The organism is Actimicrobium antarcticum (genome assembly GCF_039536745.1).
GTDB classification, from domain to species: Bacteria; Pseudomonadota; Gammaproteobacteria; order Burkholderiales; family Burkholderiaceae_D; genus Actimicrobium; species Actimicrobium antarcticum.
Map to the genome: position 1 here is coordinate 1 of NZ_BAAAZE010000005.1, position 12,910 is coordinate 12,910.

General features: G+C 58.8%; 11 protein-coding genes. 8 read left to right on the top strand and 3 right to left on the bottom strand.

The features are described 5' to 3' along the window. Positions 1-314 precede the first annotated feature (314 nt). The gene (locus ABD720_RS02920) at positions 315-1,493 is read right to left on the bottom strand and encodes a branched-chain amino acid ABC transporter substrate-binding protein (protein WP_344761724.1); all 1,179 of its coding nucleotides are present in this window, start codon (positions 1,491-1,493) and stop codon (positions 315-317) included. Between the two features lie 262 nt (positions 1,494-1,755). After that, positions 1,756-2,823, bottom strand: a complete 1,068-nt coding sequence (locus ABD720_RS02925; RefSeq protein WP_344761725.1) for a substrate-binding domain-containing protein — start codon at positions 2,821-2,823, stop codon at positions 1,756-1,758. A 126-nt stretch (positions 2,824-2,949) separates the two neighbouring features. On the opposite strand from ABD720_RS02925, the gene ABD720_RS02930 reads away from it, so the two are divergent. From ABD720_RS02930 to ABD720_RS02945, 4 genes are all read left to right on the top strand, one after another. Beyond that, positions 2,950-4,581, top strand: a complete 1,632-nt coding sequence (locus ABD720_RS02930; protein ID WP_344761726.1) for an OFA family MFS transporter — start codon at positions 2,950-2,952, stop codon at positions 4,579-4,581. 26 nt (positions 4,582-4,607) lie between these two features. Further along, positions 4,608-6,335, top strand: coding sequence for an NADH-ubiquinone oxidoreductase-F iron-sulfur binding region domain-containing protein (locus ABD720_RS02935; protein ID WP_344761727.1), 1,728 nt, complete (start codon positions 4,608-4,610; stop codon positions 6,333-6,335). Next, entirely contained in the window at positions 6,332-9,154 is a 2,823-nt protein-coding gene (gene fdhF / locus ABD720_RS02940) for a formate dehydrogenase subunit alpha (RefSeq protein ID WP_344761728.1), read from the top strand. Before ABD720_RS02935 ends, fdhF begins: the two co-directional genes overlap by 4 nt. A 244-nt stretch (positions 9,155-9,398) precedes the next feature. Beyond that, on the top strand, positions 9,399-9,674 hold the full coding sequence (locus tag ABD720_RS02945; protein ID WP_344762310.1) for an HU family DNA-binding protein: 276 nt from the start codon (positions 9,399-9,401) through the stop codon (positions 9,672-9,674). A 173-nt stretch (positions 9,675-9,847) separates the two neighbouring features. On the opposite strand, the gene ABD720_RS02950 is transcribed toward ABD720_RS02945, so the two are convergent. Next, positions 9,848-10,165 (bottom strand): DUF5710 domain-containing protein, encoded by a 318-nt coding sequence (locus ABD720_RS02950; protein ID WP_344761729.1) that lies wholly within the window; start codon positions 10,163-10,165, stop codon positions 9,848-9,850. A 310-nt stretch (positions 10,166-10,475) separates the two neighbouring features. Between ABD720_RS02950 and ABD720_RS02955 the strand changes: the two genes are divergently transcribed. The 4 genes from ABD720_RS02955 (at position 10,476) to ABD720_RS02970 (ending at position 12,828) form a co-directional block, all read left to right on the top strand. Next, positions 10,476-10,973, top strand: coding sequence for a glycine zipper 2TM domain-containing protein (locus ABD720_RS02955; RefSeq protein ID WP_344761730.1), 498 nt, complete (start codon positions 10,476-10,478; stop codon positions 10,971-10,973). 283 nt (positions 10,974-11,256) lie between these two features. Continuing rightward, positions 11,257-11,802 carry a phosphatase PAP2 family protein gene (locus ABD720_RS02960; protein WP_344761731.1) on the top strand — a complete coding sequence of 182 codons (546 nt, stop codon included), beginning with the start codon at positions 11,257-11,259 and terminating at the stop codon, positions 11,800-11,802. 115 nt (positions 11,803-11,917) lie between these two features. Further along, complete coding sequence (locus ABD720_RS02965) at positions 11,918-12,208, top strand: hypothetical protein (RefSeq protein ID WP_344761732.1); 291 nt, start codon at positions 11,918-11,920, stop codon at positions 12,206-12,208. Between the two features lie 122 nt (positions 12,209-12,330). After that, positions 12,331-12,828 carry a glycine zipper 2TM domain-containing protein gene (locus ABD720_RS02970; RefSeq protein ID WP_344761733.1) on the top strand — a complete coding sequence of 166 codons (498 nt, stop codon included), beginning with the start codon at positions 12,331-12,333 and terminating at the stop codon, positions 12,826-12,828. Positions 12,829-12,910: the final 82 nt, after the last annotated feature.

Here is a 12,910-nt window from a genome sequence, read left to right on the forward strand (position 1 = left end):
AACGCAGCCCGCAGCCCCCGCGTCGCCGCGACCCGCAAAGCAACCTGACGCATGTTGGGCTTCGCAGCCCAACCTACGACCCAAAGCCGCAACGCCGCCTCGCAAAGAACCGGCTGCCGGCCCGCATCCGGCTTGCATCAACGGAGCGCAACCCGTTTTAGCTACCGCAGACCGCAGACGGCGCACGGCGCACGGCGCACGGCGAACCGCCAACCGCCAACCGCCAACCGCCAACCGCCCAGGAAGCTCGACGCATGTTGGGCTTCGCAGCCCAACCTACCCCCCTATCCAATGCCCACGGCATCCGTGTCCGATTACAACCCCGGCAGCTTTCGCGTCCCCTTCCCATAACTACTGTCTTCCCAAATCGCCCATTTCCCATCTTCGACCACATACTTGGTCACCAGCGGCACGATGTTCTGCCGATGATCATCAAAGGTCACCTTCCCGATGATGGTGTCGACATCCTTGGTCGCGTTGAGCACGTCACGTACTTTCTTGCGATCCGGACCAACCTTCTCGATCGCATCCATGATCAGGTTGGCGGCGGCATACGCAAACGGTCCGTAGGCTTCCGGTGGTTCGCCAAACTTTTGCTGCTGGTACTTGGCAGTGAAGGCCAGACCACCTGGCAGTTTTTCCCACGGCGCGCCTTCGAGGAACGCCACCGAGCCTTCGGCCAGTTCCTTGCTCATGCCCTGGATGTAGGCGTCGGACTTGATGCCGGAGGTGCCCTGGAATTCTGCCTTGATGCCCAGTTTTTCCATCTGGGTGCGGATGCGCACGCCCAGTGGTGTCAGGCCGCCGAAGTAGACGACGTCGGGCTTGAGTTCGCGGATTTTGGTCAGTTCGCTGCTAAAGTCCTGCTGGTCGGCGGTGACGCCGAAGGTCGCGACGACGGTGCCGCCGTCTTTCTTCAGGTTCTCGGAAAAGTACTTGTTATGGCCTTTGCCATAGTCGGTGGTGTCGTGGATGATTGCCCACTTCTTGTAGCCCAGCCCGGTCATGAACTTGGCCGAGACTTCGCTCTGGTTGACCATGGTGCCGTTGATACGGTGGATTTCCTTGAAGTTGTTGCCGTAGGTGATGTCCGGTAGCACGGCGCCCCAGACTACCGCCGGCATGCCGAAACGGTTGTAGACCCCGACAGTACCCATCGCGACCGCCGAACAGAAATGCGTGACGCCGGCGATGATGCTGTTGTCGGCGGCGACCTTGGTGGCGACCTGCACGCCCACGTTGGGCTTGCATTCGTCGTCCTGCACCACGAGCTGGTAGGTGTACTTCGACTTCGGATCGGCATTGCGCACACGCACGGCGAGGTCGGCCGAATTGCGTCCGCCCAGTCCGATCGAGGACACGCCGCCAGTCAGCGGCCCGATGAAGGCGATCTTGACGACGTCCTTGGCTATGGCCGGAACAGCGATCAGTCCCAGCGCGGCGCTGATAGTCCAGATCGCCGTTGCAACACCTGCGGTATTTTTCTTGCGCACTTTTTTCCCCTTGTATAAGCCACACTTAAGTCACACGGAACAGCCGAACCACGACGGTTTTGATACAAGTTGCCTGATCTAAAGTACGCATTAATACGTGGTGTTTTCTTTAAATTCAAGTCACTTGAATATTGCAACGCAATAGTTGTGCCATCGAAATGAGGGATAGAGGACGTGCGAAGAGGCCCCCGTCAGGGTAGCTGCAGTAGACGTTGGTGCAGGATGTTCCCCGATGGTGCGCCGCCGCACCAGCGTCAGCGATTTATCCGAACGCCTGTTCGAGCGTCATCACCTGTCCGGTCGCGCTGGCATCGTAGCCAGCCAGTTCGTCCACCACGCTGCGGTAGCCGTCGGACCGGATCAGTGCCAGCACTTGCTGGATCAGCGGAGTATCCATCGCGGCTTTGTCTGCTGCCAGGAAGTAGCGTTCCTGCGCCAGTGGAATGAAAGTCAGACCGAAGCGTTCGGCGGCCGTCTGTACACCAAAACCCACATCAGCCATGCCGCTGGCAATGAACGCGGCGACTGCCGAGTGCGTGAATTCTGCGGTCTGGAAACCGGCGATCGCGTCCGCCGACAAGCCGGCTTCGGCCAGCATCAGTTCCAGCAAGGCGCGCGTGCCTGATCCAGCCTGCCGATTAACGAAGCGTACATCGGTGCGTATCAGGTCGGTCAATCCGCTGATCTGCTTCGGATTGCCGGCGGCAACGAACAGACCCTGATGCCGCACGGCCAGATGGATCAGACAATGTTCTTTGGTCTTCAGCGTCGACAGATACCGCGCGGCAGCACGGCTCTCGAACAGACCCAGCGGCACATGGAATCCTGCCAGGTCGCATTCGTGGCGCGCCAGCGCAGAGACCGCATCAGTACTGTTGCGGTAGCGTAGTTCGACGGGCAATTGAATGGCATGCAATTGATTGATCAGCGCCGCCACCGCAAAGCCGTGGCTGGCATCGATCCGGACCGCGTCCGACTTGTGATGCACCAGTTTTTCAAGTTCGCTTTCGAGTTCCGAGGCCAGACTGTCGAGCGTGGGTGACAGGCGGGCAGCGATGCGGCGATCAGCCCACAGCAGTTTTTGTGCGAGCGGTGTGAGCACGGTGCCGCGTCCACGCTGGGTTTGCATCAATGCATTGTCGAAAAGTCGCTCCGCTTCCTTGAGCAAACCCCAGGCATAGCGATACGATACGTCGACACTTTTTGCCGCTTGCGCGATCGAACCTGTCAGCTCGATCGCGCGCAGCAATGCCAGCAATGCTGTGGTGTCGAGCGGCGTTTCCGCGCCTTGCACGATTTCCCAGTGCGGATGAATCTTTACTTTGAACATTCGGTAATTCCGATCCTATTGATCAATCAATTATTCGGTGATACTTTCCGTCAAGTTCTTGAGCAGGCTACAACAAAATATAAGCACTGCCAAGCATATGAACCCCATTGCAGGAGACACCCCCCCATGTTTGATTTTCTGGCCAAGGAAAAAACCATTGCCGGCGACGGCTTCAACCGTTGGCTGGTGCCGCCAGCCGCGCTCGCCATTCATTTGTGCATTGGCATGGCGTATGGCTTTTCGGTGTTCTGGCTGCCGCTGTCGAAAGCGATCGGGATCAAGGACCCGGTAGCCTGCGCCAAGGAGATGGGATTCTTCGCCGAGATGCTGTCGACCACCTGTGACTGGAAAATTTCGCTGCTGGGCTGGATGTACACGCTGTTCTTCGTCTTTCTGGGTTCGTCGGCAGCGCTGTTCGGCGGCTGGCTTGAACATGCCGGGCCGCGCAAGGCCGGTGTGGTGTCGGCCTTGTGCTGGTGCGGCGGGCTGGTGATTTCTGCGCTGGGTATTTATACCCACCAGATCTGGCTGATGTGGCTGGGCTCGGGCGTGATCGGCGGAATTGGCCTCGGGTTGGGGTATATCTCGCCGGTGTCGACGCTGATCAAATGGTTTCCGGATCGACGCGGCATGGCGACTGGCATGGCGATCATGGGTTTCGGTGGCGGTGCGATGATCGGTGCGCCGCTGGCAGACAAGCTGATGAAATTTTACGCAACGCCGCTCTCGGTCGGGGTCTGGGAAACCTTCCTGACGCTGGCAGCCATCTATCTGGTCTTCATGCTGTGCGGGGCATTCGGTTACCGGGTACCGGCAGCCGGCTGGAAGCCAGCAGGCTGGACGTCGACTGCGGCAAAGACCAGCAACGTGATGATTACCCACCGTCACGTGCACCTGTCGGTGGCCTGGAAAACCCGCACCTTCTGGCTGTTGTGGGCGGTACTGACGCTCAACGTCTCGGCCGGTATCGGCATTCTGGGGATGGCGTCGCCGCTGTTGCAGGAAGTCTTCGGTGGTCGCCTGATTGGCGTCGATATTCCGTTCAACGAATTGTCGGGAGCGCAAAAAGGCCAGATCGCCGCCATCGCTGCCGGCTTTACCGGATTGCTGTCGCTGTTTAATATCGGGGGACGCTTTGTGTGGGCGTCGTTCTCGGATTACATCGGTCGCAAGGCCACTTATCTGGTCTTCTTTGCGCTGGGCTTCGTGCTGTATGCATCGATCCCGTCGGCCGCACATGCCGGCTTGCTGGGCGTGTTCGTGCTGGCGTTCTGCCTGATCCTGTCGATGTATGGCGGCGGTTTCGCCACCATCCCGGCGTATCTGGCCGACATTTTCGGCACGCAGATGGTGGGTGCGATCCATGGTCGGTTGCTCACTGCCTGGGCCACTGCCGGCGTGCTTGGGCCGGTGCTGGTGAACTACATCCGCGAGTACCAGATTGCGCAAGGCGTGCCGAAAGCCCAGGCTTACGATGTGACGATGTACATCCTGTCGGCCATGCTGGTCCTTGGCTTCATTTGCAATTTGCTGGTACGTCCCGTCGCAGAAAAAGATTACATGTCCGAGGCCGAACTGGCCGAAGAACGGCGCCTCGCGCATGACCGCGCCGTAGCCAACAGCGTCGGCGCGGCAGTCGTGACCGGCAACGCTGCCAGCAGTCCGGTGGTGGTCACTTTCGCCTGGGCGGCGGTCGGCATTCCCATGGCAATTGGCGTCTGGATCACACTCCAGAAAGCAGCCATTCTTTTCAAGTAATCGACAACAGATAAACCGAGGTCGCCGTGAAGCACACAGTTATTCCCATCGCCGTCGCATCCAGCCAGCAACGCAAGCGGCAAGCGCCGAAAGGCCGACGCGTCCAGCCGCAAGCACTGGCCGAGGTGCAAGCGTTATTGGGCGATGCCTCGCGTCAGGCGGATTTGCTGATCGAGCACCTGCATCTGATCAACGACCGCTATGGTCAGCTGGGCACGCCGCATCTGGCGGCACTGGCGCAGGAAATGCGCTTGTCGCAAGCGGCGGTCTATGAGGTCGCTACCTTCTATCATCACTTTGATGTCGTGCGCGAAGACAGCGATGGGCAGGTAGCGACCGCGCCGACGATCACGGTCCGGGTCTGCGACGGATTGACCTGTGAAATGGCTGGCGCACGGTCGCTGCTGGAGACACTGCCGAAGTTGCTTGGTGCCGACATCCGCGTGATCGCCGCGCCGTGCATTGGTCGCTGCGAGCAAGCGCCGGCGGTGGTGGTGGGGCAGTTGCCGATACCGCGTGCACAGGTCGGGCAGGTGGTGGCAGCGGTGCTGGCAAAAACCACCGTGCACGTACCGGAACCGTATATCGACCTTGCGACCTATCAGGCGCATGGCGGTTACCAGTTGCTCAAGGAATGTGTCGATGGCAAGCGCGCGCTGGAATCGGTACTCAAAACGATGGAAGATTCCGGTCTGCGCGGACTCGGCGGCGCGGGATTTCCGGCAGGGAAAAAGTGGCGCATCGTGCGTGCCGAATCAGGGCCACGCATGATGGCAGTCAATATCGATGAAGGCGAGCCGGGTACGTTCAAGGACCGTACTTATCTGGAGCGCGATCCGCACCGGTTTCTGGAGGGCATGCTGATTGCTGCATGGGCCGTCGGGATCGAAGCAATCTACATTTATCTGCGTGATGAATACCACGGTTGTCGTGCGTTGCTGGAGACCGAACTGGCTGCTTTGCGGGCCAGTCCGCCGATCGAGTACATGTCGCAGATTCATGTGCGGCGCGGTGCCGGTGCCTATATTTGTGGCGAAGAATCCGCCATGATCGAGTCGATCGAAGGCAAGCGCGGTCTGCCCCGTTTGCGTCCGCCGTATGTGGCCCAGGTCGGTTTGTTTGGCCGGCCAACGCTGGCGCATAATTTCGAAACGCTGTACTGGGTGCGGCGCATTCTGGAGCAGGGTGCCGAGTGGTTTGCCGATCACGGACGGCACGGCCGCAAGGGTTTGCGTTCGTTTTCGGTATCCGGCCGGATCAACAAACCTGGCGTGCACCTGGCGCCGGCCGGCATCACGATCCAGGAAATGATCGATGAATACTGCGGCGGGATGCAGGACGGCCATCGCTTTTATGCGTACCTGCCGGGCGGTGCGTCGGGCGGGATTTTGCCCGCTTCGCTGAATACGATCCCGCTCGATTTCGATACCTTGCACGAGTACGGTTGCTTCATCGGATCGGCCGCCATCGTGGTGCTGTCGCAGCACGATACGGCGGTCAATGCGGCGCGTAACCAGATGCGATTTTTCAAGGAAGAATCATGCGGCCAATGCACGCCATGCCGGGTCGGCACCGCCAAGGCATTGACACTGATCGAGCAGGCGCACTGGAATATTGCTTTGCTGGCAGATTTGTCGGCGGTGATGCGCGATGCCTCGATTTGCGGACTCGGGCAGGCCGCGCCGAATCCGGTCGATTGCGTGATCCGCTACTTCCCGCAGGAACTGACTGACGCTACCGGAGCACCAGCATGAACGCGTTCACCCGCCATGACCTGTCAGCCATCGATGTGCCGATGGTCGACTTCACATTGAACGGCCGTGCCGTGACTGCGCGCAGCAATGAAACGCTGATCGAAGTGGCCCAGCGCGAGGGCATCGAGGTGCCGCGCCTGTGCTACAAGGAAGGGCTGGATGCGGTGGGAAATTGCCGCGCCTGCATGGTCGAAATCAAGGGTGAGCGCGTGCTGGCGCCATCGTGCTGCCGGGCGCCGACGGCCGGCATGGAGGTAACCACCGACAGTCCGCGCGCCCTGAAAGCCCAGCAGATGGTGCTGGAAATGCTGCAATCGGACATGCCCGAAACGGCCTACACCCGCAACAACGAAGTCGACCAGTGGTCCCTGAAACTGGCCATCGGCAAACCCCGTTTTGCGCCGCGCGAGCAGGTCCCGTCCGACCTGTCGCATCCGGCGATTACAGTGAATCTGGATGCCTGCATCCAGTGCACGCGCTGCGTACGGGCTTGCCGCGACGAGCAGGTCAATGACGTCATTGGTCTTGCTTTCAGGGGCAGTCACGCCGCGATCGTCTTTGACATGGGCGACCCGATGGGTGCCTCGACTTGCGTGGCCTGTGGCGAATGCGTGCAGGCTTGCCCGACCGGGGCACTGATGCCGGCGCGCGAGGTTGCGCTGGTTGTGCCGGACAAGCAGGTCGATTCGGTTTGTCCGTATTGTGGCGTCGGATGCCAGCTGACGTATCACGTCAAAGACAACAAGATACTGCACGTCGAAGGGCGTGATGGCCCGGCCAATCACAAGCGTCTGTGCGTCAAGGGCCGTTACGGTTTCGATTACGCACACCACGCCCAGCGCCTGACGGTGCCGCTGATCCGGCGCGCCGATGCCCCCAAGCGCGGTGATTTTTCGATGGACCCGGATCGGGTGATGGATGTCTTCCGTGAAGCGACCTGGGACGAAGCGCTGGATTTGGTCGCCAGCAAATTCATCGCGTTGCGTGACACGCATGGCAAAAAATCACTGGCCGGCTTCGGTTCGGCCAAGGGCAGCAACGAAGAAGCCTACCTGTTCCAGAAGCTGGTGCGTACGGGCTTCGGTTCGAACAATGTCGACCATTGCACGCGCCTGTGCCATGCCTCATCGGTGGCGGCACTGCTGGAAGGCATCGGCTCGGGCGCGGTGTCGAATCCGGTGATGGATGTGATGCGCGCCGAGGTGGTCATCGTGATCGGCGCCAATCCTGCACAGAATCATCCGGTGGCAGCGACCTGGATCAAGAACGCGATCAACAATGGCACCCGGCTGATCATGATGGATCCGCGCCGCTCAGACCTGTCGCGTCTGGCGCATCGTTTTTTGCAATTCAAGCCCGATACCGATGTGGCGTTGCTCAATGCGATGATGCATGTGATCGTGCATGAGGGACTGGTCGATCAGGACTTCATTGCGGCGCGGACCATCGGCTTCGAGGAATTGAAAGCCAATGTCGAGGGCTACAGCCCAGAATTGATGGCGCCGATTTGCGGTATTGATGCCGATGAGATTCGCTATGTGGCGCGGTTGTATGCGACGTCGAAGGGCTCGATGATCTTGTGGGGCATGGGGATTTCGCAGCATGTGCATGGCACCGACAACGCCCGCTGCCTGATCGCGCTGGCACTCATGACCGGTCAGATCGGCAAGCCCGGCGCCGGCCTGCATCCGCTGCGCGGACAGAACAATGTGCAGGGCGCGTCGGATGCGGGATTGATCCCGATGATGTATCCGGATTACCAGCGTGTCGACAGCCCGGCGGCGATCGCCAGGTTCGAACAATTGTGGGGCATGCCGCTGGACCACCAGCCCGGTCTGACCGTGGTCGAAGTGATGAATGCGATCAAGGCCGGCAGCGTGCGCGGCATGTATATCATGGGTGAAAATCCGGCCATGTCCGATCCCGATGCGAACCATGCGCGGGAGGCGCTGGCGGCGCTGGACCATCTGGTGGTGCAGGATATTTTCCTGACCGAGACGGCGTATCTGGCCGATGTGATTTTGCCGGCGTCGGCGTTTCCGGAAAAAACCGGCAGCTTCACCAATACCGATCGGCTGGTACAAATGGGCCGGCAGGCACTCGCGCCACCGGGCCAGGCAAAGCAGGACTTGTGGATCATCCAGCAGATTGCCAGTCGCATGGGCCTGGACTGGCACTACGACGGCGTCGGCGATGTGTTCGAGGAGATGCGACTTAGCATGCCGAGCATCGGTGGCATGCGCTGGGACCGTCTGGAGCGCGAACAGGCCATTACCTATCCCTGCGAAAACGAAGGTGATCCGGGACAGTCGGTGGTCTTTACCGACCACTTTCCTACGGAGAGCAAACGGGCGCGTTTTGTACCGGCCGATATCATTCCTGCCAACGAGCGACCTGACAGCGACTATCCGCTGGTTCTCATTACCGGCCGTCAGCTTGAGCACTGGCACACCGGCAGCATGACGCGCCGCGCGGCAGTGCTCGATGCGATCGAACCCGATCCGGTTGCGCTGATCCACCCGCTGGATCTGGTTGCATTGGGCGCGGCGCCGGGCGACGTGATTACGTTGGAATCGCGCCGCGGACAGGTAACGTTGTATGCCCGGGCAGATGACAGTTCACCGCGTGGCGCCGTATTCGTTCCGTTCTGTTATTACGAAGCGGCGATCAACCGTCTGACCAATCCGGCGCTGGACCCGTTCGGTAAAATCCCGGAGTTCAAGTATTGCGCGATCCGCATGTCGATCGGTGGAGCGATGACGGTACAGACCAGTTACGGCGGCGGTCAATTATTGCCAGCAGGGGTTTTGCCGACCTGACGTTGGCATCGCGGGACGATCTGCCTGTAGCGTTTTGTGGCGCGGATTTGCGGTTGTCGTCGTGTTGTCGCGTTGTCCTTGATATCTGATCGACGGGGACGGCGCGACCGCAATGTTTTGAACGGGTGTCAGCTTCACCTGAATTGCATGAAAAGGCGCTGTTGCAGGCGCCTGATACAGAAATCCGCACCTATTCCTCAATCGCTGATGCTAAAATCCGCGCTTGTCTTTCCTTGGAGTCCTCATGAATAAAACTGAACTGATCGATGCCATCGCCGCTGATTGCGATCTTCCTAAAACCGTAGCCCAGCGCGCACTCGAATCCATTCTGTCGAATGTCATCGAAGCCGTGGTCAAAGGTGATTCGGTACAGCTGATCGGTTTTGGCGCTTTTGCTTCTGGCAGCCGCGCAGAGCGCACAGGTCGCAACCCACGCACCGGCGAAGAGATCAAAATCGCTGCTGCAAAAACGGTCAAGTTTTCCGCAGGTAAAGCGTTTAAAGACGCAGTCAACAAGTAATTTGCGAACGCTATAGCCAAACGCCCATCAGTGATGGGCGTTTGTTTTTGGTGGATGCGTTTTACACAGTCATTTGCCGTTCGGCGCAGCTTCTATTGTTCTTCCGCAGTTTTCGTCCTGTCACGTCCTACCTGTTTCCATCGCTGAAACGCTCTGTTCACGGATCGCGACAACTACTTGCGCGCCGCGATTTGCGCATCGCATTGTGGACAGGGTTCCCACGGAATACATCCGTGCTCCAGCTTGACATACTGAGCGCCCGTGATGGTCAGGCCGATCTCCATCATCGACGATGGCGTCGCACCTGCCTTGCTGCGGGTGCTGTCGGCTTTGCCGTCACTCGACGCGCCTCCTGATTGGGGATTCCATTTTGCAAAGACCGTGCTGTCGCCGCCTTCCGGTACGTACCATTTTTTTTGTGCGGCGTTCCAGCTCGCGCCTAGCGCCTTGGCTTGATCTTTTTCGGCAAACGGGACAGTCAGGAATATCATGTGTTCAGGAGAGTAAAAGTGGTCGGGGAAAATGGAAGCCGGAACCGATCGCCGCTAACGGTCACGCTGGCGCAATGGCTACAGTGTTGCGTATCAACCGTCGAATTAACTGTCGAATTAACTATCGAATCATACGCGACACCCGCTTGCGACACGCGATCAATGCAGTCATTGCAGCAGGCATACGGCAAGTGTAATAGTCTGTGTCGTCGTACCGGAATTGTCCGGGCTGCGGCTATATTGATTACCATGCCCGCCGGTCATGGATGCCACGTCTGGCACTCGTGCGGGCTTTGAGGAGTACCTAACCATGCTTATCCGCAAATTCACATCGATTCTGATTTTCTCGGTTGCGGCGGTCGCCGCTTTATCGGGGACCGCGCACGCTGGTGACCGGGGCGTAGACACTGCAGTCGGTGCCGTTTTTGGTGCGGCGATCGGCAATGTGGTCGGTGGCCGCGATGGCGCAATCGTTGGTGGCGTGCTCGGCGCAGCCGTTGGTGCGAGTAGCAACAATGGCTATGGCGGTTCGTATTACCAGTCCGGTCCGACCTACTATCAGTCCGCGCCCACCTATTATCGACCCGCTCCGACCTATTATCAGCCCGCCCCGACGTACTACCAGCCGCGGCCAACTTACTACCAGCCTGCTCCGGTTTACTACACGCCACCGGCGGCCATTTATGTCCAACCTTCGTATCGCCGCCACGACGAATGGCGCGAACGACAAGGCTGGCGCGAAGAGCGCCATGAGCGCAACTGGGATCGCGGCGGAAATTGGCATGATCGCGGCGAATATCGTCGGTGATCGCCACAAAGGTTGACGCAGGCTAGCCTGGTGCCCGATGGCACCGGGCTTTTTCATTTTCTGACGCCATGCCTTTTGCCCGCGCACGGTGACAGTCGTGCGCCGGTCATTTTCAAGAGTGTCTGAGATAGACTGGCGAACTGTTCATTTTTCAAAGTGTATTTTGCCTGATTCAATACCAATCATTTTCTGGCTTCGCCTGACTAGTCTGGGCGACAGCATCGTTACCCTCCCAGCCGCTGCCGCAATCGTTCTCTGGTTACTTACCGGCAGATCGCGGCGCATGGCCGTCTGGTGGGTCGCGCTGTTTGGTGCTGGCATGGCTCTGGTGGTCGCAACCAAAATTGCGTTTATCGGCTGGGGTATCGGAATACCGTCGATTGATTTTGCGGGTATCAGTGGCCATGCGATGCGTGCGGCAGCCGTGCTACCGGTCATTGCGTATCTCGCGTTACAGGGCGGTCGCCGCAGCGTCAAGATAATTGGTGTGTCTGCTGGTGTCGGGCTGGGTATTCTGATCGCGGTGTCACGTGTGCTGGTCGATGCGCATTCGCTGTCGGAGGCAGTGAGCGGATTCCTGTTGGGCACATTGATCGGCGTGATTTTTATCAGTCTGGCACGACCACTGCACAAGCCTTCGGTGAATGGCTGGCTGGTTATGGTGACGCTGGTCTCGTTGTTCTGGGTATCTTCGGGCGAGCCGGCGCCGACCCAGCAAATGCTGACGGAGATGGCGCTGGCATTGTCGGGGCATGACAGACCGTTCACGCGAGCGGACTGGATCGCCACTGGACAGCTTCTTCCCAAGCCGGTGACGTTGATCCGATAGCGCATTGAGTTCGTTGCCCATAGCCATCTGACAGGCGATCGGCATATACTTTCCGTGCTGTTTCGTTCGACCGCTTTTGCAGTCGACGGCGATATTTAATTTCGAGGAGATGACCATGTTTTTGGACCACCCTACTATTACCGCGACGAGTGCCAGCACGGAGCCGGACCGTATCGAACGCCTCAACCGTATTTACGGTTACGTCGTCGGGCTGGCGGATCATTTGCAGAACGCCCAATTCATTGAAAAGATCTGGCAGATCCATGATCACAAAGGCACGTTACTGGTGATCTGGTTGCTACAGCCGACCGAGGCTGAAAAAGGATATTTCGAACAGGCCTGGGCCAGCAAATTGGGCGATAGTTCGAACAGTGTCGAACATGAAATGAAAGGCGTAAAAGCCTAGGATGAATCGCAACAAAAGGACGTCGACTGAGCGTCTGGAAACAAGTCTTTACAATATTCCCGGTGGAGGCAACACGCATCCTTGCATGCGCGAATTACACTAACAAAAACCACGGGGGATACATGAATAAAATATGCAATACCGCAATGTCGATCGCATTGTTATCTGTGTTGTCGGCGAGTGCCATTGCTGCTGATTTCGACGATACCGCACGGGTAGTGCGCGTCTCTCCGCAGATTGAACAATTCAATCAACCGCATCAGGAATGTCATACCGAGTATGTCCAGTCACAGCGTCAGGAACGGGGCATTGGCGGCTCGATCATCGGTGGCCTGGCTGGCGGCCTTCTGGGCAACCAGGTGGGCGGTGGGAGTGGCAGAACAGCGGCGACAGCGGCCGGTGCGATCGCCGGCGCGATTGTGGGTGACCGGGTGGACAATAATAATCAGCAACCCTCCGAGCAGGCGGTACGACAATGCCGCAATGTCGACAACTGGCAATCGCGCACGAATGGCTACGCGGTGACCTACGAGTACAACGGCCGCACCTACACCAGTGTCATGCCCTACGACCCAGGCGAGCGTGTCCGGCTCCGCGTGTCCCTGAATCCACGCAATTAAAAGATCACGTCCGCATCGCTCTCACAAAACCCGTGAACTGAAAAGGTCACGGGTTTTTACGTCTTCGACGCTTCCGGGCCAA

Excerpts from the sequence above, each read along its gene's own strand:
- ABD720_RS02950 (WP_344761729.1), bottom strand. The coding sequence starts at position 10,165 with ATGATATTCCTGACTGTCCCGTTTGCCGAAAAAGATCAAGCCAAGGCG.
- ABD720_RS02930 (WP_344761726.1), top strand. The coding sequence starts at position 2,950 with ATGTTTGATTTTCTGGCCAAGGAAAAAACCATTGCCGGCGACGGCTTC.
- fdhF (WP_344761728.1), top strand. The coding sequence starts at position 6,332 with ATGAACGCGTTCACCCGCCATGACCTGTCAGCCATCGATGTGCCGATG.
- ABD720_RS02970 (WP_344761733.1), top strand. The coding sequence starts at position 12,331 with ATGAATAAAATATGCAATACCGCAATGTCGATCGCATTGTTATCTGTG.
- ABD720_RS02925 (WP_344761725.1), bottom strand. The coding sequence starts at position 2,823 with ATGTTCAAAGTAAAGATTCATCCGCACTGGGAAATCGTGCAAGGCGCG.
- ABD720_RS02965 (WP_344761732.1), top strand. The coding sequence starts at position 11,918 with ATGTTTTTGGACCACCCTACTATTACCGCGACGAGTGCCAGCACGGAG.
- ABD720_RS02955 (WP_344761730.1), top strand. The coding sequence starts at position 10,476 with ATGCTTATCCGCAAATTCACATCGATTCTGATTTTCTCGGTTGCGGCG.
- ABD720_RS02960 (WP_344761731.1), top strand. The coding sequence starts at position 11,257 with ATGGCCGTCTGGTGGGTCGCGCTGTTTGGTGCTGGCATGGCTCTGGTG.
- ABD720_RS02945 (WP_344762310.1), top strand. The coding sequence starts at position 9,399 with ATGAATAAAACTGAACTGATCGATGCCATCGCCGCTGATTGCGATCTT.